The sequence below is a fragment of the Xanthomonas sp. CFBP 8152 genome (assembly GCF_014199025.1).
GTDB lineage: Bacteria > Pseudomonadota > Gammaproteobacteria > Xanthomonadales > Xanthomonadaceae > Xanthomonas > Xanthomonas arboricola_B.
Map to the genome: position 1 here is coordinate 57,367 of NZ_JACHNO010000001.1, position 23,441 is coordinate 80,807.

A 23,441-nucleotide genomic window follows, 5' to 3' on the forward strand; every position below is an offset into this window, starting at 1 on the left:
TCGCGCCCAACCAAGGATCGCGCCAGCTTCACGGTGGCGCGATCCACGCTTAACAGCGCACCGCGCACTCTGCAGTCATCGTGATGCACAGGGATTGCGGCAATGAATGTCGACAAGAAAGCAGATTTTTCCAACGTGACGTCTTCGGTGGATAGCACCGCAGAGGTTGCGCCGACGGCGGACTTTTCCAACGTTCGCACCAGCGTGCAGAGCACTGCGCAACTGGTTGGCGAATCGGTCACCGTGCAGGCGGGCGATAGCCTTTCCAGCATCGCCAAGCGCCATTACGGCGACGGCAACCTGTGGCCACGTATTTTCGAGGCCAACCGCGAAACGCTCAAGGATCCGGACAAGATCTTTCCAGGGCAGGTCCTGCAGCTGCCGCCGAAATCGTAGGCGCATCGCACACCTGGCGCCTTTTCGACCCATTTTATAGTTTGATATCCGGAGATTGATCTATGCGTACTACAACCGTTTCCAGCACCCTCGCCATTGCCCTGGCCGGCGTTCTAGCGTTGTCGGGCTGCAACAAGAAGGCCGACGACGACAGCGTGTCCAAGGATCCAACCGCGGGCGCTGCCACCGAGGCAATGCCGGGTCCGGCCGGCACACCGCCGGCAAGCGATCAGGCCGGCCAGAGCAGCGCAACCGGCGCTGCCAGCACCGACAGCGCGGCATCTGCTGGATCGGCAGTCACGGTTTCCAGCGTGGTGGTGGGCACCCAGGCCGCTGCGGACAAGAGCGTGACGCCGTCTGCCAGCATCGGGAACAAGAACACGATCATCGTCTCGATCAAGACCGACGGTAGCGCCAATAACGTGCCGGTGGCGGCCAAGATGACCTATCAGGACGGCCAGGTTGCCGGCGAGCAGACCGCAACGCTCAACACCACCGGCGCAGAGACCACCAACCTGAGCTTCACCAAGCCTGATGGCTGGCCGGTCGGCACGTACACCGTGCAGGCGATGGTCAATGGCAAGCCGGCCGGTGCGCCGCAAACCATCTCGGTGAAGTGAGCACGCCGACGAACAAGGCACATCCCGCATCGCTAGTGGCGGGTGGCCGCACTGGCCATCCCCAGGGTTTTTGTAGACGGCGACAGTGCATTGGGCCGGATGCTTGACTCAGGCAATGACACAAAAGGGCGCGATCGCAAGGTGGCGCCCTTTTGCTTGCATGGCATGTTCGTTACAGCTGCATCCATTGCATCGGCCGGCGGCGGGATGGAGCATCCGCCTGTGGTCGCTTTACCCGGGCGCGGCTCAGACGCGACAATGCCGTGCTGATCCATCGCCGCGTTCCACGCGCTGGCTGATCGGCGTGCCAGCAGCGACCCCCGTCGCGCACGCCAACGCCAGTGCCAAGGACGCCGGCGCTCCTTCCGACCACACGAGCCATCGCACCTTATGTCGAAGACACCGAAGATCATCTACACGCTCACCGACGAAGCACCGTATCTGGCCACGCAGTCGCTGCTGCCGATCATCGATGCCTACACCGATACCGCCGGCATCGTGGTCGAAACCCGCGACATCTCGCTGGCCGGCCGCATCCTGTCGCTGTTTCCCGAGCACCTGAGCGACGCGCAGAAGATCGCCGACGACCTCGGAGAGCTGGGCGAGCTGGCCACCACGCCGGAAGCCAACATCATCAAGTTGCCCAACATCAGCGCCTCGGTGCCGCAGCTCAAGGCCGCCATCGCCGAACTGCAGGGCCAGGGCTATGCGCTTCCGGCGTATCCGGACACGCCCAAGGACGATGCGGAAAAGGACATCAAGGCGCGCTACGACAAGGTCAAGGGCAGCGCGGTCAATCCGGTGCTGCGCGAGGGCAATTCCGATCGCCGCGCGCCGCTGTCGGTGAAGAATTACGCACGCAAGCATCCGCACCGCATGGGCAAGTGGAGCAGCGACTCCAAGTCGCACGTGGCGCACATGGACGATGGCGACTTCTTCGGCAGCGAGCAATCCGCCACAGTGGCCGCAGCTGGCTCGTTGAAGATCGAGTTCGTCGGCAACGACGGCAGCAGCAGCGTGTTGAAGGACAAGGTCGCGGTCAAGGCCGGCGAGATCGTCGATGCCGCGGTGTTGAGCAAGCGCGCGCTGGCCGGCTTCATCGACGCGCAGATCGCCGATGCCAAGGCCCGCGACGTGCTGTTCTCGGTGCATCTGAAAGCCACCATGATGAAGGTCTCCGACCCGGTGCTGTTCGGCGTGGTGGTCGGCGAGTTCTACAAGGACACGCTGGGCAAGCATGCCGAGGCGCTTGCGTCGGCCGGCTTCGATCCCAACAACGGCATCGGCGACCTGTACGCACGCATCGCCACGCTGCCGGACGACCAGCAGGCGCAGATCAAGGCTGATATCCAGGCCGAATACGCGCAGCGCCCGGCCCTGGCCATGGTCAACTCCGACAAGGGCATCACCAACCTGCATGTGCCCAGCGACGTGATCGTCGATGCGTCGATGCCGGCGATGATTCGCGACTCCGGTCAGATGTGGAATGCCGAAGGCAAGCTGCAGGACACCAAGGCGGTGATTCCCGATCGCTGCTACGCCGATGTCTATCAGGCGGTGATCGACGACTGCAAGGCGCATGGCGCATTCGATCCGTCCACCATGGGCTCGGTGCCCAACGTCGGCCTGATGGCGCAGAAAGCCGAGGAATACGGCTCGCACGACAAGACCTTCCAGATTGCCGCCGCCGGGACCGTCAAGGTCACCGACGACACCGGCGCCACCGTCTTCGAACATGCGGTGGAAGCGGGCGACCTGTGGCGCATGTGCCAGGTCAAGGATGCACCGATCCAGGACTGGGTCAAGCTGGCCGTGGAGCGCGCGCGCCTGAGCCAGACGCCTGCGGTGTTCTGGCTGGACAAGGCCCGCGCGCACGATGCGCAGGTCATCGCCAAGGTCGACACCTATCTGAAGGACCACGACACCAATGGCCTGGATATCCGCATCCTGCCGCCGGTGGAAGCGACCACCTTCTCGCTGGAGCGCATCCGCAAGGGCCAGGACACCATCTCGGTCACCGGCAACGTGCTGCGCGATTACCTCACCGACCTGTTCCCGATCCTGGAGCTGGGTACCAGCGCCAAGATGCTGTCGATCGTGCCGCTGATGGCCGGTGGCGGCCTGTTCGAGACCGGTGCCGGTGGCTCGGCGCCCAAGCACGTGCAGCAGTTCGTCGAACAGAACAGCCTGCGCTGGGATTCGCTGGGCGAGTTCCTGGCCCTGGCCGCATCGCTGGAGCATCTGGGCAACCGCTACGACAACCCGTCCGCCACGATGCTGGCCAAGGCGCTGGACGTGGCCAACGGCCAGTTCCTGGACAACAACAAGTCGCCGGCGCGCAAGGTCGGTGAACTCGACAACCGCGGCAGCCACTTCTATCTGGCGATGTACTGGGCGCAGGCCCTGGCTGCGCAGACCGAGGACACCGCCCTGCAGGCCAAGTTCGCACCGCTGGCCAAGGCCCTGACCGAGAACGAAGCCACCATCGTGGCCGAGCTCAACGGCGCCCAGGGCAAGCCGGTCGAGATCGGCGGCTACTACCACCCGGACCTGGCCAAGGTCAGCCAGGCCATGCGCCCGAGCAAGACCTTCAACGACGTGTTGGCCACGCTGAAGGCCTGATCCAGCGCACCGCCTGGCGGTGCGTCCAGCAGCTGCGACAGTCAGGGCCCGCCTCGATCAGGGGCGGGCCTTGTCGTTTTCGGCGTTTGCATGCAACTGCGAGAACACCGTCGTTGCGTGCCAGGCCTGATGGCCTTGCAATGCCTTGCCTGCGAGAAATCCTGCGCCTGGTTGCGGGCAGCCCCGGTATCTGGTCGGCTGCGCGCCTGTTCGATTGGCCGGTGCGCTCGGCTGCACGCCGCAACATGCGCTGGGTACACTGCCGGCATGAGCCAGCTCCCGTTACCGCCGCAGTCCGAGCGCCGTGCGCTGGCGATCGCCCATGCCGTGTACGACGCCTTCGAGGACTACCACGCCCGGTTCGCCGAGATCACCGCACGCGCCAAACAGCGCTTCGAAACGCGCGACTGGAGCTGTGCGCGCGATGACGCGGTGGCACGGATCGCGCTCTACGACCAGTACATCAGCGAATGCATGCTGCGTCTGCGCGCGGTGCTGCTGGGGCAGGCGCACGATCGCGCGCTGTGGATGCGCGCACGCGTGCATTACGCCGCACTGCTGAGCGGGCTGATCGATCAGGAGCTGTACAAGACCTTCTACAACACCCTGACCCGGCGTTACTTCGGCACCCATGGCGTGGATGCGGATATCGAATTCATCGCGCTGGATATCGAGCCGACCGATGCGATCACCGTGCCGGTGGCGCGGCATACCTACGCTGTCTCGCCCGGCCGGCTGACCGACATGCTGGTGCGCGTGCTCGGCGATTATTCCTTCGAGGTTCCGTATGTGCATCGTACCCGCTGTGCAGCGGCGATCGCGGTGCGTCTGCTCGACGATCTCGCGCACTGGGGCGAGCATCCGGTGCGCAGTGTCGAATTGCTGGAAACGGTGTTCTATCGCGAGCGTCGCGCCTACCTGGTCGGCCGCGTGTTCGGCGAGCATCGCTTCTCGCCATGTGTCATCGCCCTGGTCAACGACGACGCCGGTCTGCGTGCCGAAGCGGTGCTGACCCGACGCAGCGACGTCGCGCAATTGTTCAGCAATTCGCGCAGTTATTTCCAGGCCGATCTGTCCACCGTCGGCGACGCGGTGGTGTTTTTGCGCAGCCTGCTTACCCACAAGCCGGTCGACGAGCTGTACACGATGCTCGGGCGCGCCAAGCAGGGCAAGACCGAGCGCTATCGCACCTTTTTCAGTCATTTCCAGGCCCATCCCTCCGAGCAGCTGGTGCATGCCGATGGCACGCCCGGGATGGTCATGGTGGTGTTTACGCTGCCCAGTTATCCGCTGGTATTCAAGCTGATCCGCGACCGCTTCGCGTATCCCAAAACCATGAGCCGCGCACAGGTGGAGGGCAAGTACGAGCTGGTGTTCCAGCTCGATCGCATCGGCCGCTTGCTGGACGCGCAGCCGTATCGCTTCCTGCGGTTTCCCAAGTCGCGTTTCTCGCCCGCGTTGCTGGAAGAGCTGCAGACCAGCTGTGCGACGAGTCTGAGCGAAGATGGCCAGGACGTGCTGATCGCGTTGTGCTACGTGCAGCGCCGCCTGCGCCCGCTCAATCTCTACCTGCGCGAACAACTGCCCGAGGCCGCGCATGCGGCCGCGCTGGACTACGGCCAGGCGATCAAGGACATGGCGCGCAACAACATCTTTCCCGGCGACATGCTGCTGAAGAACTTCGGCATCACCCGCCATCAGCGCGCGGTGTTCTACGACTACGACGAGCTGTGCCTGATCACCGAATGCACCTTCCGCGACTGGCCAACCCCCGCCACCTATGAAGAGCAGATGTCTGCCGAGCCCTGGTTCCATGTCGGCCCGCGCGACGTGTTCCCCGAGCGCTTCGCGCTGTTCATGGGCTTGCCGTCCTCGCAGCTGGAAGCGGTCAAGCACCTGCATCCGGAGCTGTTCGACCCGCAATGGTGGCGCGAGCTACAAGCCCGGCTGCGCGAGGACGACTACCCCGACACCCCGCCGTATGCGGATTCGCGTCGGCTGGCGTAGCCGCCGAACGACGGCAGGCGTGGCGCAGACGATAACCAGGTGCCCGTCTGCACGAATACCGCGCCCACAAAAAAAGCCCCGCGATGCGGGGCTTTTTCATATCGAGAATGCCGACCGAATCAGCGCTTCATCGAACTGAAGAACTCGTCGTTGGACTTGGTGGTCTTCATCTTGTCCAGCAGGAATTCCATCGCTGCGATTTCGTCCATCGGGTGCAGCAGCTTGCGCAGGATCCAGATCTTCTGCAGCAGCTCCGGCTCGATCAGCAGATCCTCGCGACGCGTGCCCGAACGGTTGATGTCGATCGCCGGATACACGCGCTTTTCGGTGATGCGACGGTTCAGATGCACTTCGCTGTTGCCGGTGCCCTTGAACTCTTCGTAGATCACCTCGTCCATCTTGCTGCCGGTTTCCACCAGCGCCGTGGCGATGATGGTCAGCGAGCCGCCTTCTTCGACGTTACGGGCCGCACCGAAGAAACGCTTCGGACGGTGCAGCGCATTGGCGTCCACACCACCGGTGAGCACCTTGCCCGAGCTGGGCACCACGTTGTTGTAGGCGCGTGCCAGACGGGTGATCGAGTCGAGCAGGATCACCACATCCTTCTTGTGCTCGACCAGGCGCTTGGCCCGCTCGATCACCATCTCGGCAACCTGCACGTGGCGGGCGGCCGGTTCGTCGAAGGTGGAGGAGATGACCTCGCCGCGCACGGTGCGCTGCATTTCGGTCACTTCTTCCGGGCGCTCGTCGATCAGCAGCACGATCATGTGCACTTCGGGATGATTGCTGGTGATGGCCGTGGCCACCTGCTGCATCATCATGGTCTTACCGGCCTTGGGCGGGGAGACGATCAGCGCGCGCTGACCCTTGCCCTGCGGCGCCATCAGATCCAGGATGCGGCCGGTGATGTCCTCGGTCGATCCATCGCCACGCTCCAGCCGGAAGCGCCGGCGCGGGAACAGCGGGGTCAAGTTCTCGAACAGCACCTTGTTCTTGCTGGCTTCCAGCGGCTCGCCATTGATGGTGTCGACGATCGACAGCGCGAAATAGCGTTCGCCGTCCTTGGGGAAGCGGATGCGGCCGGACAGGTGATCGCCGGTGCGCAGGTTGAAGCGACGGATCTGGCTGGGCGAGATATAGGTATCGTCCGGGCCGGCCAGGTAGCTGGCTTCTGCGGCACGCAGGAAGCCGAAGCCGTCAGGCAGGATTTCCAGCACACCGTCGGCGGCAACGCCTTCGCCGTGGCGGGTCAGCACCTTGAGCAGGGCGAAGATCACGTCCTGCTTGCGCGCGCGCGCCACGCCTTCCTGGATGTTGAGCTGGTCGGCGATGTCCAGCAGCTTCTGCGCCGGCATCCGCTTGAGATCGCTCAGCGAATAGACCGGGAAACCTTCCGGCACGGCCGGGTGCGGACGCGCGATGAACGGCTCGTTGCTGCCATCGGACGACGGCATGCCGCCGCCGCCCTCGTTGCCGAAGCGGTCGCGTCCACGGTCGCGGCGGTTGCGGAAGCGGTCACGGCGGTTGCCCTGCTGATTCTGCCCCTGGCCCTGACCTTGCTGGTTCTGGCCGCCATTCTGGGCTTGATCCTGGCCCTGGCCCTGACCTTGCGCCTGTGCCTGTGCCTGACCCTGGTTCTGGCCCTGAGCCCGGTGCTGCGCCTGATTCTGGTTCTGCTGCTGCTGCGCCTGATTGAAGCGCTGCTGCTGTGTCTGGCCACCCTCGCGGGAGTCGCCATGGGTGTCGCCGCCCGGGTTGCCCTGGTTGGCGCTGGGGGTGTTACCGGCATAAGAGGCGCCATCGCCGGACGTCTGCGCCGGTGCCGAGTCGGCAGCGTGCGACGGTGCCTGCGGGGCACGTGGAGCGTCGGATGCGGGGCTGGCGGGCAAGGGCAGGTTGGGCTGCTGCGCGCCACCGTCGTCGGTGGCAGCGGCGGTCTTGCTCACGCGCGGCTTGCGCACGCGCTTCTCGACAGGAGCGTCGACGCTGCTCCCGGTATCGGAGGAAGGATGATCGGACAAGTGCGTGATTCCTCGCTAAGAGTGCGAGCGCCCGGCTGGGGGGCGAACTTTAGGTGATGGGAGTCTAGAAGAGGTTTCTAGAGGGGTACGTCGGCGCACGAACGTGCTCCGGATCAACTGACACTATCACCGCTGCGCGCAACCGCGCAAGCGCCTGCCGCAGCAGGATTTAACTGCTGGCGCATCACCGGGCGCCCATCGCTGGACGCCCACCCGCTCAGGCGGCCGCGCCGCCCAGGGTCTTGTCGATCATCTGGGTCAGCTGGCCCTTGCCAACCGCACCGATCTGGGTGGCCTGCACCTGCCCGTCCTTGAACAGCAACAGCATCGGGATCGAACGCACGTGGTACTTGATGGCCAGGGCGCGGTTCTGGTCCACATTGACCTTGGCAACCTTCAGTCTGCCCTGGTATGTATCGGCCAGATCGTCCAGCACCGGGGCGATCATCTTGCAGGGTCCGCACCACTCGGCCCAGAAATCCACCAGCACCGGTTCGCCGGATTGCAGTACAGCTGTATCGAAGTCGGCATCGCCGACATGTTGAACCTTGTCGCTCACGTTGGGTCTCCTGGAAACCAAAACGGCCCGCCCGAACGGGCAGGCCGCTACATTGCGTTAAACTGGGGCATTGCGCGACTGAATCAAGTATCAGTCCTGAAGCCGCGCTGTCCGCCACAACAGCCGCAGTTTGCGACGCTGTCGGCATCGATGCAAGCCGCGCCCGGGCTGCCCAGGGCGCCTCACGAAGACGGAATAATGAGCGACAAACCGCTGACCGATTTGACTTTTTCCACGTTCGACCTGCATCCGGCGCTGATCGCCGGGCTGGAGAGCGCCGGGTTTACCCGCTGTACCCCGATCCAGGCGCTGACCCTGCCGGTCGCGCTGCCGGGCGGCGACGTCGCCGGCCAGGCCCAGACCGGCACCGGCAAGACCCTGGCGTTCCTGGTGGCGGTGATGAACCGCCTGCTGATCCGCCCGGCGCTGGCAGACCGCAAGCCGGAAGACCCGCGCGCGCTGATCCTGGCACCGACCCGCGAACTGGCGATCCAGATCCACAAGGATGCGGTCAAGTTCGGCGCCGACCTGGGCCTGCGCTTTGCGCTGGTCTACGGCGGAGTGGACTACGACAAGCAGCGCGAGCTGCTGCAGCAGGGCGTGGACGTGATCATCGCCACCCCGGGCCGGCTGATCGATTACGTCAAGCAGCACAAGGTGGTCTCGCTGCACGCCTGCGAGATCTGCGTGCTGGACGAAGCCGACCGCATGTTCGACCTGGGCTTCATCAAGGACATCCGCTTCCTGCTGCGGCGCATGCCCGAGCGCGGGACCCGGCAGACCCTGCTGTTCTCGGCCACGCTCAGCCATCGCGTGCTCGAGCTCGCCTACGAGCACATGAACGAGCCGGAAAAGCTGGTCGTCGAAACGGAAAGCATCACCGCCGCGCGGGTGCGCCAGCGCATCTATTTCCCCTCCGACGAAGAGAAGCAGACGCTGCTGTTGGGCCTGCTGTCGCGTAGCGAAGGCGCGCGCACCATGGTGTTCGTCAATACCAAGGCGTTCGTCGAGCGCGTGGCGCGCACCCTGGAGCGGCATGGCTACCGGGTCGGCGTGCTGTCGGGCGATGTGCCGCAGAAGAAGCGCGAGTCGCTGCTCAACCGCTTCCAGAAGGGACAGCTCGAAATCCTGGTCGCCACCGACGTGGCCGCGCGCGGTCTGCATATCGACGGGGTCAAATACGTCTACAACTACGACCTGCCGTTCGATGCGGAAGACTACGTGCACCGCATCGGCCGTACCGCGCGGCTGGGCGAAGAGGGCGATGCGATCAGCTTCGCCTGCGAGCGCTATGCGATGAGCCTGCCGGACATCGAGGCCTATATCGAGCAGAAGATCCCGGTCGAGCCGGTGACCTCCGAGCTGCTGACGCCGCTGCCGCGCACCGCGCGCGTGCCGGTGGAAGGCGAAGAGGCCGACGACGATGCGGGCGACAGCGTGGGCACGATCTTCCGCGAGGCGCGCGAACAGCGTGCTGCCGAAGAGCAGCGCCGCGGTGGCGGTCGCAGCGGCCCGGGCGGTGCGTCGCGCAGCGGCAATGGCGGCGGTCGTCGCGACGGCGGCAGCGCCGATGGCAAGCCGCGTCCGCGTCGCAAGCCGCGTGTGGAGGGCGCAGCCCCGGCCGCGGCAGCGCCGAGCGAAACGCCGGTGGTTGCTGCGGCGTCGGTCGAGGCGCCTTCCACCATCGTGGCCGATGCCGAGCGCGCACCGCGCAAGCGGCGGCGTCGTCGCAACGGCCGTCCGGTCGAGGGTGCCGAGCCGGCAGTGGCCTCCACACCGGTTGCCGCACCTGCCGCACCGCGCAAGCCCACCCAGGTGGTCGCCAAACCGGTGCGCAGCGCCGCCAAGCCGTCCGGCAGCCCGTCGCTGCTGAGCCGTATCGGTCGTCGTCTGCGCTCGCTGGTGTCCGGCAACTGATCGCCTACGGCCTGCGTCGCATCGCCGGGCTCCGGCGATGCGACGCAAGCGCTGGCGCTCCGGCATAATCGCCGGATGACCGTTCTGCGTTTCGACAACGTCAGCAAGCACTACGCCGGTGGCCACCAGGCGCTGACCGATGTCAGCTTCGAAGTGGCCGATGGCGAGATGCTGTTCGTGACCGGCCACTCCGGCGCCGGCAAAAGCACCCTGCTCAAATTGATCCACCTCAGCGAGCGACCCAGCCAGGGCGCGGTGCTGCTGGGCGAACGCAACCTGCTCAAGGTGCGCGGCCGGCAGATTCCGCTGCACCGTCGTCAGGTGGGTGCGGTCTATCAGGACCATCGTCTGCTCAACGACCGCAGCATCGCCGAGAACGTGGCGTTGCCGCTGATCCTGCGCGGCACCCGGCGTGCCGAGATCGGCAAGCGGGTGCGCTCGGCACTGGAGCGGATCGGTCTGGCCCATCGCGAGAGGGCCTTGCCGTCGCAGTTGTCGGCCGGCGAGCAGCAGCGCGTGGGCATCGCCCGCGCCATCGTCGGCGAACCGCGCCTGCTGGTGGCCGATGAGCCCACCGGCAATCTGGATCCGGCGCTGGCCGCGGAAATCATGCAGTTGTTCGCCGAGCTGCCCGCGCGCGGCACCAGCGTGCTGGTGGTCAGCCACGATTTGGCCCTGCTCAAGCAGATGCGCAAGCGCGTGCTGATCCTGGATCACGGCCGGCTGGTCGACGACATCTCGCCGCAGGATCTGGCCGAATGAGCAAACCCGCCAATACCGACGCCGTCGCCCCCTCGCGGGTCGGCGTGTGGATCGACCACCATCTGCACAGCATCGCCTTCAGCCTGGGCCGTGCCATGCGCAAGCCCTGGGCCACCTTGCTGACCATCGTGGTGATGGCGCTGGCGCTGGCCTTGCCGCTGGGGCTGTCGATCGCGCTGGACAACGTCAAGTTGCTGGCCGGCAGCGTGCAGCAGTCGCGCGAGATCAATCTGTTCCTGAAGGTCGAGATCGGCGCCGAGGCCGCGCGGGCCCTGGCCGGCGAGCTGCGCGCGCGCCCGGACGTTGCCCAGGTCACGCTGCGTACGCCGGCGCAGGGGCTGACCGAGCTGCGCGAGAGCGCCAAGCTCGACGAGGCGATCGATGCGCTGGGCGACAACCCGCTGCCCACGCTGTTGGTCGTCACGCCCACCGAGACCGCCGACGATGCGCAGCTGGCCGGCGCGCTGCAGGCCTTGCCGCAGGCCGACCAGGTGCAGCACGACGCGTTGTGGCGCAAGCGCCTGGATGGCTGGCTGCACTTCGGCGAGCGGCTGGTGCAGGTGCTGTCGGCACTGCTGGGCGTCGGCGCGGTGCTGGTGGTGGGCAATACGGTGCGGTTGGACATCCAGTCGCGGCGCGAGGAAATCGGCGTGCTGCAATTGCTGGGCGCCAGCGATGGCTTCATCCGGCGTCCGTTCCTGTATCTGGGGGCCTGGTACGGGCTCGGTGCCGGCGCCGTGGCGCTCGCGCTGATCGCCGCCTCCGGGCTGGCGCTGCGCGCGCCGTTGGCGATCCTGGCCGACAGCTACGGCAGCTCCTTTACCCTGCACGGGCTGGATCTGCTGCATTCTGCGATGGTCCTGGTCGGCACGCTGGTCCTGGGCTGGCTGGGCGCCTGGCTGGTGACCGGCCATTTCCTTCGCCAGACCCGTCCCACCGAGACCTGAGGCCTGCCATGCACCCACCAGATCTCAAGCACCTGATCAGTGACGCGCCGCGCGTGATGGTGGTCGATGGCTCCAAGCTGGTGCGCAAGCTGATCGCCGATGTGTTGCAGCGCGATCTGCCCAACGTGCAGGTGATCGGCTGCTCCAGCATCGCCGAGGCGCGCCACGCGCTGGAAGCCGGTGCGGTGGATCTGGTCACCACCTCGCTGTCGTTGCCCGATGGCGACGGTCTGACCCTGGCGCGCAGCGTGCGCGAAGCGGCCGGCCAGGCCTATGTGCCGGTGATCGTGGTCTCCGGCGACGCGCAGCAGCATCTGGTGGAGCGTCGCTTCACCGAGTACGTCACCGATTATTTCGACAAGGCGCTGGGTCACGAAGCCCTGGCGACCTTCATCCGCGGCTATGTGCAGCCCGAGCCGGTGGTCGGCGCGACCGTGCTGTACATCGAGGACAGCCGCGTGGTGGCCGAGGCGACCAAGCGCATGCTCGAGCGGCAGAGCCTGAAGGTGGTGCATGTGCTCACCGCCGAGGATGCCTTCGCGCTGCTGACCGCCGAGTCGCTGGGCCGCACCGAGCGCCGCATCGACGTGGTGCTGACCGATGTGACCCTGAAGGGCGAGCTCAACGGCCGCGACGTGGTCGAGCGCATCCGCATCGACTTCGCCTACGGCAAGCGCCGGCTGCCGGTGCTGGTGATGACCGGCGACACCAATCCGCGCAACCAGTCCGAACTGCTGCGCGCCGGCGCCAACGATCTGGTGCAAAAACCCATCGAAGAACGTCTGCTGGTGACCAAGGTGCTGTTCCAGCTGCGCCTGGCACGGCTCGAGGATCAGGCGGTCACGCTATGACCGAAGTGGCTGAGGTGGAAGCACGTATCCAATTGGAACCGTCGTGGAAGGCGCGGGTGGGCGATTGGTTACTGCGCCCGGAAATGCAGGAGCTGTCCGCATTCCTGCGCCAGCGCAAGGCGGCCGGCGCGCGGGTGTTCCCGCCGGGCCCGCAGATCTTTGCGGCCTTCGATGCCACCCCGTTCGAACAGGTCAAGGTGGTGATCCTTGGCCAGGACCCGTATCACGGCGAAGGCCAGGCGCATGGGCTGTGCTTTTCGGTGTTGCCCGGCGTGCCGGTGCCGCCGTCGCTGCTCAACATCTACAAGGAGATCCAGGACGACCTGGGCATCGCGCGGCCGGACCATGGCTATCTGATGCCGTGGGCGCGTCAGGGCGTGCTGCTGCTCAATGCGGTGCTGACGGTAGAGCAGGGCAGGGCTGGCGCGCACCAGAACAAGGGGTGGGAGGGCTTCACCGACCATGTCGTGGAGACCCTCAACCGCGAGCGTGAAGGCCTGGTGTTCCTGCTCTGGGGCAGCTACGCGCAGGCCAAGGGCAAGGTCATCGACCAGGCGCGCCATCGCGTGTTCAAGGCCCCGCATCCCTCGCCGTTGTCAGCGCATCGCGGCTTTCTGGGTTGCCAGCACTTCTCCAAGACCAACGAGCACCTGCAGCGCCGTGGGCTCGGTCCGATCGACTGGTCGCTGCCGCCGCGCAACGCGCTGGACACCACCTCGTCCAGGGGCTGAACGATCCTGGCGTCGGTCCATTTCGCGGCGTCTTTGTCACGGTCTGCGCAGGACGGCGGTGGTAGCGTAAGCGCCTGAAGTCGGGAGCTTTGCCTTAGAACGACGACACTGCAAAAAGCCCGAACGTCCTATAAATGGAATGCTGGGAACTCTTTCTGTACCCGGCAGTCCACTAGTTCGACTGCTAAGATGGTGCCCTATGAACCAGATCACCTCGACTGCCCTTGTGGCAAACAATCTCCCGATTCCCAGTGCGCTCGGTTCGCTGGACGCCTACATCGGTGCCGTGCACCAGATCCCGGTGCTGTCGGTCGATGAGGAACAGAATCTTGCCCGTCGCTTCCGTGACGAGCTGGATCTGGACGCCGCGCGCGAGCTGGTCCATTCCCATCTGCGCTTCGTGGTGCACGTCGCTCGCGGCTACAACGGCTACGGCCTGCCGCTTGGCGACCTGATCCAGGAAGGCAATATCGGCCTGATGAAGGCGGTCAAGCGCTTCGACCCGGAAATGGGCGTGCGCCTGGTCAGCTTCGCGGTGCATTGGATCCGTGCCGAAATGCACGAGTTCATTCTGAAGAACTGGCGCATCGTCAAGGTCGCCACGACCAAGGCGCAGCGCAAGCTGTTCTTCAACCTGCGCAAGTCCAAGACCCGCCTGGGCTGGCTCAATGCGTCCGAGGTGACCGCAGTCGCCAAGGACCTGAACGTCTCCGAGCGCGAAGTGATGGAGATGGAGTCGCGTCTGTCCGGTCGCGATATCGGCTTCGATGCCTCGTCCGACGAAGACGACGATCACGGCCCGCCGTCGCCGGTGAGCTACCTGGTGGCCAACGACGAAGATCCGTCGCAGGCTTACGAGCGTCACGACAGCGAAGACAATCAGCTGCAGCTGCTGCGCGAAGGCATGGCCGGCCTGGACACGCGCTCGCGCGATATCGTCAAGCGTCGCTGGCTGGACTCCGACTCCAAGGTGACGCTGCAGGAGCTGGCCGACGAGTACGGCGTGTCGGCCGAGCGTATCCGCCAGATCGAGGCGAATGCGCTGAAGAAGATGAAGGCACTGTTCGTCGCCTGATCCCTGATCGCGCGGCAGGTGGTATAGAAACGGCCCGGTTTTCCGGGCCGTTTGCATGTGTGGCGCTGCCGATGCTTCGCGTCCGAAGCCTGGTGGTTGCCCGTCGATGATCGACTACGTACGGCGGCCGCCTGCGCTATTCCGGCAGGCGCGCCACCGGCAGATGCCAGCCATAGCGGATGGCCATGAAACGCAGCCCGAAACAGACCAGCGCGCCGGTTGCCAGCGACCAGGCCTGCGGCACGTCGAGCATGTGCCCGATCGCGACCAGGCCGCCACCGGCCAGCGCGGCGACCGCATACAGCTCGGCCTGCAGCACCACCGGCGTCCGCGCCACCAGCAGATCGCGCGCGATGCCGCCGCCGATGCCGCTGAGCATGCCAAGCAAGGTCGCGCTGAGCGGGGTGAGCTGATAGTCGAGCGCCTTGCTGGTGCCGTAGACCGCAAACAGCGCCAACCCGGCCGCGTCGAACAGCTGCACCGGGTTACGCAGCCGTTCCACCGCCGCATGCCAGTAGAAACCGGCCACGCCGGCCAGGCAGGCGACCAGCAGGTACTGCGGATGCACCAGCGCGGCCGGCGGGGTGGCGCCGATCAGCACATCGCGCACGATGCCGCCGGACACCGCCGCCGCGCACGACAGCACCAGTACGCCGAACAGATCCAGGCGATTGCACACCGCCACGGTCGCACCGCTGAGGGCGAACACGAAGGTGCCGAGCAGATCCAGCAGAAACAGGAGAGTGGTCACGATCAGACTGTCGCATCAGGCCGCACAGCATCGCGCACGGCCTGCGGCGCTGTCATCCGTCCTTGCTGCTGGGCGGCGGGTCGTCGGTGGCACCGCCGAAGATGATGCGCGCGGCGCGCTGGTAGCTCCAGTACGCCATCGCCCAGTTCACCAGCACCACGAACCGGTTGCGGAAACCGATCAGGAAGTACACATGCGCGGCCAGCCAGAACCACCAGGCCACGATGCCGGAAAGCTTGAGCTTGCCCACATGCACGATGGCGGCCATGCGGCCGATCGTGGCCAGGTTGCCGTAGTCCTGATAACGGAAAGCCGGTGCAGGCTGACCGCGATGGCGGGCGCGGATCGTCCTGGCGATGTGCTTGCCCATCTGCTTTGCCGCCGGTGCCACACCCGGCACCGGGCGCCCGTCCTGCTGGACCGAGGCCAGGTCGCCGCCGACGAAGATCTCCGGGTGGCCAGGCACGCTCAGGTCCGGCTCCACCAGTACGCGGCCGGCGCGGTCCAGCGGCACGCCGAGCGTGCGCGCCAGCGGCGATGCGGCCACGCCGGCGGCCCATACCACGGTGCGTGCAGGCACGAAGGTCTCGCCGAGCTGATAGCCCAGCGCATCGATATGGCTGACCGGCGTGCCAGTGTGCACTTCCACCCCCAGGCGCTCGAGCTGCTTGCGCGCCTTGGCGGTGAGGTCGTCCGGGAACGAGGGCAGCACGCGCGGCCCGGCTTCGACCAGGCGCACGCGCGCCTGCTGCGGGTCGATATGGCGGAATTCGTTCTTGAGCGTGTGACGGGCGATTTCGGCCAGCGTGCCGGCCAGCTCGACGCCGGTCGGGCCGCCGCCGACCACGGCAAAACTCAGCCAGGCCGCGCGTGCGGCCGGGTCGGATTCGGCCTCGGCGCGCTCGAAGGCGAGCAGCAACTTGCGCCGCAGCACCAGCGCGTCGTACAGCGTCTTCAGGCCGGGCGCATGCTCGGCCCATTGATCGTTGCCGAAGTAGGCGTGAGTGGCGCCAGCGGCCAGCAGCAGCATGTCGTAGCCGAGCGTGCTGCCGTCGGCGAGCACCACCTCACGGCGGGCGGGTGCGATTTCAGCGACGTCGCCGAGCAGCACTTCGACGTTGCGCTGCTCGCGCAGGATGTGGCGCAACGGCGCGGCGATATCCGGTGCCGACAGCCCGGCGGTGGCGACCTGGTACAGCAGCGGCTGGAACAGGTGATGGTTCTGGCGGTCGATCAGGGTGATGCGGATGCCGGGATCGTCGAGCGCGCGGGTGGCCCATAAGCCGGCAAAACCGCCGCCAACCACAACCAGGTGCAGCGGAGCTTGGGAGGGGGAAGAAGTCATCGTAAGGTCCGATGGAATGCGACGCGGGCGCATCAGCTTGCCGCATCGTCAATGAATAGGATGCGTGCGCATGGCGCGTCTACGGCATCATGTCGTCTCTCATTCAGTCATCCGGTCACCGCATGTCGTCGCTGCCACCTCCCTTGCCGCCGCCGCCGTCCCCGCCGCCGATGCCGCCCGCACCGTCATCCGCCGCGCGGCCGAAAAAGAGGATCAGCAGCGTGACGATCGGCCTGCTGGGCTGCCTGTTGCCGCTCGCGGTGGTGGTGATCGGCGCCTTCGTCTGGTTGATCGTAACCGGGTGGTCGCTGTTTGCCGATCAGGCGCGCACCGCCCTGCAGGACGATGCGGTGATGCAGGCACAGATCGGCCAGATCCACACGATGCGGTTGGATCTGTATCGCACCAGTCTTGCGCCGGGCATCGATGACTTCGTCTTCGAGGTGGAAGGCGAACGTGGCGGTGGCCGGGTGCATGCCACCCTGGTCAGCGAGGGCGCCGATCGCGAACTGCTGACTGGCGGCGTGCTCACGCTGCACGATGGCCGGTACTTCCCGCTGGGCGGCACGGACGGCGGCGCTCGTGGCATCGACGTCGATGCCAACGATTTCTACAAGGAATGACCATGATCGACAATCCCGACAAACGCATCGCCTTGCTGATCGATGCCGACAACGCGCCGGCCGGCAAGATCGATGTGGTGCTGGCCGAAGTGGCGCGCTATGGCGTGGCCAACGTGCGCCGTGCCTACGGCAACTGGAAGAGCCCGCACCTGAAGAGCTGGGAAGCGGCGCTGCACGAATATGCGATCCGGCCGATCCAGCAATTTGCCTACAGCTCGGGAAAGAACGCCTCGGACATGGCGATGGTGATCGATGCGATGGATCTGCTGTACGCGCGCAATCTGGATGGCTTTGCGATCGTCTCCAGCGATGCGGATTTCACTCCGCTGGTGATGCGTCTGCTCACCGATGGCATGAAGGTGTACGGCTTTGGCGAGAAGAAAACCCCGGCGCCGTTCGTCAATGCCTGTTCCAAGTTCACCTATGTCGAAGCGCTGGGCGAGCAGGCGGCAGCGGCCAGCGACACCGCCGCCGGCCGCAAGGACGCCACCGCGCTGCGCGGCGACACCCGGCTGGTGCAGATGCTGCGCAATGCGATCGACAGTGCCTGCGAAGACGATGGCTGGGCGCACCTGGGGGCGGTGGGCAAGCAGGTGGCCAACCAGGCCTCGTTCGATCCGCGCAATTACGGCTATCGCAAACTCAGCGACCTGGTGCGTGCGATCGGCCTGTTCGAGATCAAGCAGGACGAGCAGGCCTTGTGGGTGCGCGATGCGCCCAAGGGCGGGCGGGCGAAAGCGGCGCAGACAGCGGCCGCTGTCGCCACGCAGGCGTCCACCGCGAAGCGTCCGGCGCGCACGACGCCCAAGCCGGCAGCGGGGAAATGAGGGGGGCCGACGCTGCAACGCAATCGGCTGCAGGCAGCGCCTCGATCACGCTATGGGGACGGCGCAATTCCAGCAATGTGCGCAAGGTGCTGTGGTGCGCCGAAGAAGCCGGGGTGACCTATACCTCGATCGAAGTCGGCGGTGCGTTTGGTCGCAACGACACGCCCGAGTATCGCGCGTTGAATCCCAACGGTCTGGTGCCGACGATGCAGGATGGCGACTTGGTGCTGTGGGAGTCCAATGCGATCGTGCGCTACCTGGCTGCGCAATATGCGCCGGCCCTGTATCCACAGGCACCGGCCGAACGCGCGCTGGGCGATCGCTGGATGGACTGGACCACCTCGACGTTTGCCGGCGTGTTCCGCGACCTGTTCTGGGGCGTGCTGCGCACGCCGGAGGCCGAGCGCGATCCTGCGCGCATCGCCGCGGCCCTGACGCGCTCGGGCGAACTGCTCGCACGCGCGGATGCGGCCCTGGCGCAGCAGCCGTATCTGTCCGGCGCACAATTTGCGATGGGCGATATTCCGCTGGGCAGCTTCATCTACGCGTGGTTCGAAATGCCGATCGAGCGGCCCGAGCTGCCGCATCTGCAGGCGTGGTACCAGCGCCTGCGCGCGCGGCCCGCGTACCAGCGTGGGGTGATGACTGCGCTTACCTGAGTTTCGCGCCACAGCTCAGGCCAGCGTGGTTCATGGCAAGCACCGCACGCGCCGCCGACCCAACACGTTGCTGCAAGTACGGGGCCTCGCACATCGCGCAGCCAAGTAGCTCGCGTTGTCGTAGGAGCGCACCGGGGCGCGATGGCATTCCCGGTAACGCCACATCGCGCCCAGGTGCGCTCCTACAACACCTGGGTCTGGCTGCTGCGCTGCCCCGCGTGCGATACGCCTGCACTAATACAGATCGATCGGATCCACATCCAGCGACCAGCGCACGCGTCGCGCCTGCGGCAGCGCATAGATCGCGGGCAGCTGCGCGTCCAGCAAGCGATGCAGCGCCGAACGTTGTTGCGCGGACAACAGCAACTGGGTGCGCTGGAAACCGGCGCGGCGCGGCATCGGTGCGGGCATCGGGCCGTAGCATTCCACTGCGGCAAACGCGGGCGATTGCGCGGTGCTGTCTGCGGTGGTCAGGCCGCGCACCGCCAGCAGGAATTGGTTGGCCGCGGCCACGTCCTTGGCCTCGGCGCGGAACAGCGCCAGATGCGCGAACGGCGGAAATCCCGCGGCCTCGCGCTGCTGCAGTTCGGCATCGGCGAAGGCGTGGTAACCGCCGTTGACCAGGGTCTGCAGCAAGGGGTGTTCGGGGTGATGGGTCTGCAGCCAGACCTCGCCGGGGCGGTCGGCGCGCCCGGCGCGTCCGGCCACCTGGATCAGCTGCTGGGAGAGTTTTTCGGCGGCACGGAAGTCGGCCGAGAACAGGCCTTCGTCGATGCCGACCACCACCACCATGGTCAGCCGTGGCAGATCGTGACCCTTGGCCAGGATCTGGGTGCCGACCAGGATGCCGGCCTCGCTGCCCAGGCGCGCCAGCTGGGTCTCCAGCGCATCGCGGCGCTGGGTGGTGCTGCGGTCGATGCGCACCACCGGAAACTCCGGGAATGCTTCGGTCAGGCGTTCTTCCAGCCGCTCGGTGCCGATGCCTTGCGGCTGCAGCGCCAGGCTGGCACAGGCCGGGCAGGCCAGCGGTGCCGACTGGCGCGCGCCGCAGTGATGGCATTGCAGGCGCCGCCCGCCGGCGTGCACGGTCATCGGGGTCTGGTGCAGCGGCGTGCTGCAGCGCTGGCAGGCGGCGGTCCAGCCGCAGTCGTGGCAGAGCAGCACCGGCGCATAGCCGCGGCGGTTCTTGAACACCAGCACCTGCTCGCCACGCGCCAGGGTGGCGCCGATGCCGGCCAGCACCTCCGGCGACAGGCCGTCCTTGAGCGGGCGCTTGCGCACGTCGAGCACGCGCACGCGCGGCGGACGCGCCTCGCCGGCCCGGCGCGACAGGCGCAGATGCCGGTAGCGACCGGAATAGGCGTTGTGCAGGCTTTCCAGCGACGGCGTGGCGCTGCCCAGGATCACCGGCACATCCAGCGCCTTGCCGCGCACCAGCGCGAAGTCACGGGCGTGATAGCGGATGCCGTCCTGCTGTTTGTAGCTGCCGTCGTGTTCTTCGTCGATCACGATCAGCCCGGCATTGGGCAGCGGGGTGAACACCGCCGAGCGCGTGCCGACGATCAGCTTGGCTTCGCCGCGCCACGCCGCCGCCCACACCCGTGCCCGCTCGCCATCGGACAGGCCCGAATGCAGCGCGTGCACCGGCACGCCCAGGCGGGCGCGGAAGCGGCCCAGGGTCTGCGGGGTCAGGCCGATCTCCGGCACCAGCACCAGCGCCTGGCGACCGGCCGCCATGCAGTCGGCGATCGCTTGCAGGTAGACCTCGGTCTTGCCGCTGCCGGTGACGCCATCGAGCAGATAGGTGGCAAAACCGCCCTGCGCACGGATCGCGTCGGCGGCGGACTGCTGTTCGTCGTTGAGCTGCGGGCCGCTGCCGGGGCGGGGCGGGATGCTGTCGGCCGGCACCGCCACGCGCTCGGCATGGCCGCGCTTGGCCAGGCTGCGTGCGGCCTGCCGCCACTGCGGCAGCAATGGGTCCAGCTGTTCTTCGCCCAGCGCACCGGTGAGCAGCAGGGCGGCCAGCAAGGCGGGGCGGCTGCCGGCGCGCAGGCTGGCGGTACCGCTGCGCCCGGCCTCGGTAAGCTGCCAGGCCCAGGCGTGGGTGTCGGCCAGCGGCTCGCCGCGGCGCAGCGGGCCGGGCAGGGCGCTGGACTGGGCCTCGCCCAGCGGGGCGTGGGTGTAGCGCGCCAGCCACTGCAGCGAACGGGCCAGCTCCTCGACCAGCAGCGGCGCGTCGTCGCACCATGCCAGTGCCGGGCGCAGCCCCTCGGCGGAGGCCAGCTGGCCGATCTCCACCACCACCCCGACCAGCTCGCGCGGCCCGAACGGCACCCGCACCCGGCAGCCGACCCGCGCCGGGTCGGTCAACGGGGCATCGGCCGGAGGCAGATAGTCGAACAGTTGGGGCAGCGGCACCGGCAGGGCGACGCGCAAGGTGGCGACGGTCGAAGACATCCGGCCAGTCTACCGACCCTGCCCAGTACCCGGCAGACGCTGATCGATCGCCCTCGAATCGGCGCTTCGGCTTACGACGCGTTTGTGTGATCGAAGTGATAAATCCGACGTAAACCTATGTGAGGGTTGAGGAAACGGGTTTATCCACACTGCCTGTGGATAAACCTGTGAATTAGTCTCGTGCTCCACGCTGTGAAGGCGGATTCACTAGACTCTGCAACCTCTTGGACATTTTTTCACCAATCGGCTTAAGTTTATAAGGATCAATAACTTAGGCGTGAAACACGAATGCAACAAAGAAAAATCAACAGTTGACAGACGCCTGCGCATCGGCATGTCTGCCGCTGTGCACAACCCGCGCGGGTGAGGGCGGTCGATGGCATCCGGGCGCAGCGCAGCCGGGTCGATCTGTCAAGCCATCGGCGGGGCGCGATTGCGTCGGTATCATGCCGACCGATGCTGGAGTTCCCATGACCGTAGTCCCCGACGCCCCCGTCACCCCTGCCGCGCTGTCAGCTTTCCTGCGCGGTGTCGAACGCCGGGGTCTGGTGCTTGCACACCTGCAATGCGGCGATGGCGCGATGGCCGAGCGGGCCCTGGCGGCGGCGTTGCGGGCGTTCAGCAGCCAGGCGGCGGGTCGCCTGATGGCCGGCTGGCCGATGCGCTTCTGGAGCCTGCTGGCAACTGCGCCACCGCTGCGACGCGAGCCCATGCCGGGAACCTGGTTGCCGCCGTTCACCGCGCTAGGGCGCATGCAGACCAGCGACCGGCTGGCGCTGCTGCTGCGTATCGTGGCCGGACTGGAAGAGGAGCCTGCCAGCGAGGTGCAAGGCATCGAGGTGGCGGCCTATCGGCAGTCGCTGGCCCGCGCCTGTCCGCGCGATGCGGCCGGCAATCCGGATGCGCAGGCCTGGCGGGCGCTGGCCGAGGCGGCGCAGCAGGAGTTGCGCGAGCTCAGCCCGGCGCAGGTCAGCCGGCTGGCACAGCTCCGCGAGTCGGCCCTGGCCGGCATGCCGCTGCAGCCTGTCGCGGCCGCGCCCGCCGCCGAGTCGCGCCGCCCGGCCGCGCCGCGCACCCGTCCTGCGCGCCATTGGCAGTGGCCACGGATCGACCGCCGCCACGCCGGCCTCGTGCTGGCCGTGCTGGCGTCGGCGCTGCTGCTCGCGGTGCTGGGCTGGTGGTGGACGCACCGCCGCCCGGCCCTGCCGCCCGAGCCGGTCTCGCAGGCCCCGGCCGGCGTGCTGCATGTCACCGATGCCGCGCCGGTGCTGGTGGAAGAGCTTCCCGCCGCCGACTTGCCGGATGCAGTGGCAAGCCCCGGCCTGGATCCGCGCGACCAGGCGATGCTCGCCGACCCGGACCTGGAACTGGCGCGTTCGGCCGATTTCTACGCCTGGTATGCGGCCGGCCACCCGGTGCCGGCCGACGAATCCGGCGCGCATGCCACCGCCGCCGGCCAGCCTGCCGCCACCCTGGAGACCGTCGATGACGATAATTAAGTGGTGCGGCCTGCTGATGGTGGCCGCGGTCGGCACGGCCGCCGCGCAAACCCTGCCGGCACCATTGGAAGAAGGCAGCGCGCCTGCGTCATCCGGCATGCCGACGCCCCTAGCCTCCACTGCCGCCACCCCGAGCGCTGCGCAGCAACGCGCGCGCTGGGACGCATTGACGCCGGCCCAGCGGGCCGAGCTGCGCGCCCGCTATGCGGCCTGGAAAGGGCTCACCGCCACCGACCGGGTAGTCTTGCGGCAGGCACGCGAACGTCTGCATGGCTTGCCCGACGACCAGCAACGCGCGTTGCGCACGCAGTTCACCGCGATGGATCGCCTGCATCGCGATGGCTGGCGCCTGGGCTCGCAGCTGGGCGCGTTCTATCCGCAGTTGCAGCCCTTGGTCGGCTACGTGCCGCCAGCGCAGCGCGACACGCTGCTGGCGGCGCTGCGCAGCCTGGATGCCGGGCAGCTGGAGCAATTGGCGATGCTGGCACAACGCACCCCGCCGCAGGAGCGCGATGGCTTGCGCGATGCCCTGCTTGCGCAGGCGCCGGCAACGCGCAGCGCCTGGTTGAAGCGCCAGCTGGCGCGCTAATCGGCAGCGGCGGGACAGCGCCGTTGCAGCATCCCTGCGCTGACGTCGTCTTCCCGCATCGTCGATGCCGGACACCGAGCCTGGGCATGCGGGGCTGCCGCCCTCGGCGATGCGTGTGCGAAGCGGCGACCGTCACGAAGGACATGGACCGCGCTGAAACCCAGGCATCCGTTTCGGTGACCA

General features: G+C 66.9%; 20 protein-coding genes. 15 read left to right on the top strand and 5 right to left on the bottom strand.

Translation table 11 applies throughout. The annotated features are described in order from the left end of the window. The first annotated feature begins 102 nt into the window (after nucleotides 1-102). The 4 genes from FHT09_RS00245 (at nucleotide 103) to aceK (ending at nucleotide 5,645) form a co-directional block, all read left to right on the top strand. Entirely contained in the window at nucleotides 103-396 is a 294-nt protein-coding gene (locus FHT09_RS00245; protein ID WP_104536487.1) for a LysM peptidoglycan-binding domain-containing protein, read from the top strand. A 62-nt stretch (nucleotides 397-458) separates the two neighbouring features. Continuing rightward, the gene (locus FHT09_RS00250) at nucleotides 459-1,016 is read left to right on the top strand and encodes a hypothetical protein (RefSeq protein WP_104607254.1); all 558 of its coding nucleotides are present in this window, start codon (nucleotides 459-461) and stop codon (nucleotides 1,014-1,016) included. A 390-nt stretch (nucleotides 1,017-1,406) separates the two neighbouring features. Further along, entirely contained in the window at nucleotides 1,407-3,638 is a 2,232-nt protein-coding gene (locus FHT09_RS00255) for an NADP-dependent isocitrate dehydrogenase (RefSeq protein ID WP_104607253.1), read from the top strand. Between the two features lie 267 nt (nucleotides 3,639-3,905). After that, complete coding sequence (gene aceK / locus FHT09_RS00260) at nucleotides 3,906-5,645, top strand: bifunctional isocitrate dehydrogenase kinase/phosphatase (protein ID WP_104607252.1); 1,740 nt, start codon at nucleotides 3,906-3,908, stop codon at nucleotides 5,643-5,645. A 119-nt stretch (nucleotides 5,646-5,764) separates the two neighbouring features. Here the strand turns inward: aceK and rho are convergent, their stop codons facing one another. Both rho and trxA read right to left on the bottom strand, forming a co-directional pair. Then, nucleotides 5,765-7,666: a transcription termination factor Rho gene (rho, locus tag FHT09_RS00265; RefSeq protein WP_104607251.1), complete on the bottom strand. Its 1,902-nt coding sequence runs from the start codon at nucleotides 7,664-7,666 to the stop codon at nucleotides 5,765-5,767. Nucleotides 7,667-7,883: 217 nt separating this feature from the next. After that, nucleotides 7,884-8,225 (bottom strand): thioredoxin TrxA, encoded by a 342-nt coding sequence (gene trxA / locus FHT09_RS00270; RefSeq protein ID WP_005923050.1) that lies wholly within the window; start codon nucleotides 8,223-8,225, stop codon nucleotides 7,884-7,886. Nucleotides 8,226-8,423: 198 nt separating this feature from the next. Between trxA and rhlB the strand changes: the two genes are divergently transcribed. From rhlB to rpoH, 6 genes are all read left to right on the top strand, one after another. Then, the gene (gene rhlB / locus FHT09_RS00275; RefSeq protein WP_104607250.1) at nucleotides 8,424-10,142 is read left to right on the top strand and encodes an ATP-dependent RNA helicase RhlB; all 1,719 of its coding nucleotides are present in this window, start codon (nucleotides 8,424-8,426) and stop codon (nucleotides 10,140-10,142) included. Between the two features lie 75 nt (nucleotides 10,143-10,217). Continuing rightward, on the top strand, nucleotides 10,218-10,904 hold the full coding sequence (gene ftsE, locus FHT09_RS00280; RefSeq protein ID WP_016903688.1) for a cell division ATP-binding protein FtsE: 687 nt from the start codon (nucleotides 10,218-10,220) through the stop codon (nucleotides 10,902-10,904). After that, on the top strand, nucleotides 10,901-11,851 hold the full coding sequence (gene ftsX / locus FHT09_RS00285; RefSeq protein ID WP_104607249.1) for a permease-like cell division protein FtsX: 951 nt from the start codon (nucleotides 10,901-10,903) through the stop codon (nucleotides 11,849-11,851). The genes ftsE and ftsX overlap by 4 nt, the downstream gene beginning before the upstream one ends. Before the next feature lie 8 nt (nucleotides 11,852-11,859). Then, a complete protein-coding gene (locus FHT09_RS00290; RefSeq protein ID WP_166773926.1) occupies nucleotides 11,860-12,702 on the top strand; it encodes a response regulator in 843 nt (280 codons plus the stop codon). 5 nt (nucleotides 12,703-12,707) lie between these two features. After that, entirely contained in the window at nucleotides 12,708-13,433 is a 726-nt protein-coding gene (gene ung, locus FHT09_RS00295) for a uracil-DNA glycosylase (protein ID WP_104536759.1), read from the top strand. A 199-nt stretch (nucleotides 13,434-13,632) separates the two neighbouring features. Continuing rightward, nucleotides 13,633-14,508 carry an RNA polymerase sigma factor RpoH gene (gene rpoH, locus FHT09_RS00300; protein WP_024938885.1) on the top strand — a complete coding sequence of 292 codons (876 nt, stop codon included), beginning with the start codon at nucleotides 13,633-13,635 and terminating at the stop codon, nucleotides 14,506-14,508. Between the two features lie 136 nt (nucleotides 14,509-14,644). Here the strand turns inward: rpoH and FHT09_RS00305 are convergent, their stop codons facing one another. Together FHT09_RS00305 and FHT09_RS00310 are read right to left on the bottom strand one after the other, a co-directional pair. Further along, the gene (locus FHT09_RS00305) at nucleotides 14,645-15,259 is read right to left on the bottom strand and encodes a trimeric intracellular cation channel family protein (protein ID WP_104607248.1); all 615 of its coding nucleotides are present in this window, start codon (nucleotides 15,257-15,259) and stop codon (nucleotides 14,645-14,647) included. A 52-nt stretch (nucleotides 15,260-15,311) separates the two neighbouring features. Further along, complete coding sequence (locus FHT09_RS00310) at nucleotides 15,312-16,604, bottom strand: NAD(P)/FAD-dependent oxidoreductase (protein ID WP_104607247.1); 1,293 nt, start codon at nucleotides 16,602-16,604, stop codon at nucleotides 15,312-15,314. A gap of 221 nt (nucleotides 16,605-16,825) precedes the next feature. On the opposite strand from FHT09_RS00310, the gene FHT09_RS00315 reads away from it, so the two are divergent. Genes FHT09_RS00315 through FHT09_RS00325 form a run of 3 tightly spaced genes read left to right on the top strand, consistent with a single transcriptional unit; the run spans nucleotide 16,826 to nucleotide 18,713 of the window. Continuing rightward, on the top strand, nucleotides 16,826-17,227 hold the full coding sequence (locus tag FHT09_RS00315; protein WP_146096271.1) for a hypothetical protein: 402 nt from the start codon (nucleotides 16,826-16,828) through the stop codon (nucleotides 17,225-17,227). Beyond that, entirely contained in the window at nucleotides 17,224-18,054 is an 831-nt protein-coding gene (locus FHT09_RS00320; protein WP_181141448.1) for an NYN domain-containing protein, read from the top strand. The genes FHT09_RS00315 and FHT09_RS00320 overlap by 4 nt, the downstream gene beginning before the upstream one ends. Further along, a complete protein-coding gene (locus FHT09_RS00325; protein ID WP_184416795.1) occupies nucleotides 18,051-18,713 on the top strand; it encodes a glutathione S-transferase in 663 nt (220 codons plus the stop codon). Before FHT09_RS00320 ends, FHT09_RS00325 begins: the two co-directional genes overlap by 4 nt. 234 nt (nucleotides 18,714-18,947) lie before the next feature. On the opposite strand, the gene FHT09_RS00330 is transcribed toward FHT09_RS00325, so the two are convergent. Continuing rightward, entirely contained in the window at nucleotides 18,948-21,170 is a 2,223-nt protein-coding gene (locus FHT09_RS00330) for a primosomal protein N' (RefSeq protein WP_104607237.1), read from the bottom strand. Nucleotides 21,171-21,640: 470 nt separating this feature from the next. Here FHT09_RS00330 and FHT09_RS00335 point away from each other — a divergent pair, with 470 nt between their 5' ends. Then, nucleotides 21,641-22,669, top strand: a complete 1,029-nt coding sequence (locus tag FHT09_RS00335; RefSeq protein WP_104607238.1) for a hypothetical protein — start codon at nucleotides 21,641-21,643, stop codon at nucleotides 22,667-22,669. Then, nucleotides 22,656-23,258 carry a DUF3106 domain-containing protein gene (locus tag FHT09_RS00340; RefSeq protein ID WP_104607239.1) on the top strand — a complete coding sequence of 201 codons (603 nt, stop codon included), beginning with the start codon at nucleotides 22,656-22,658 and terminating at the stop codon, nucleotides 23,256-23,258. The genes FHT09_RS00335 and FHT09_RS00340 overlap by 14 nt, the downstream gene beginning before the upstream one ends. Nucleotides 23,259-23,441 lie beyond the last annotated feature (183 nt).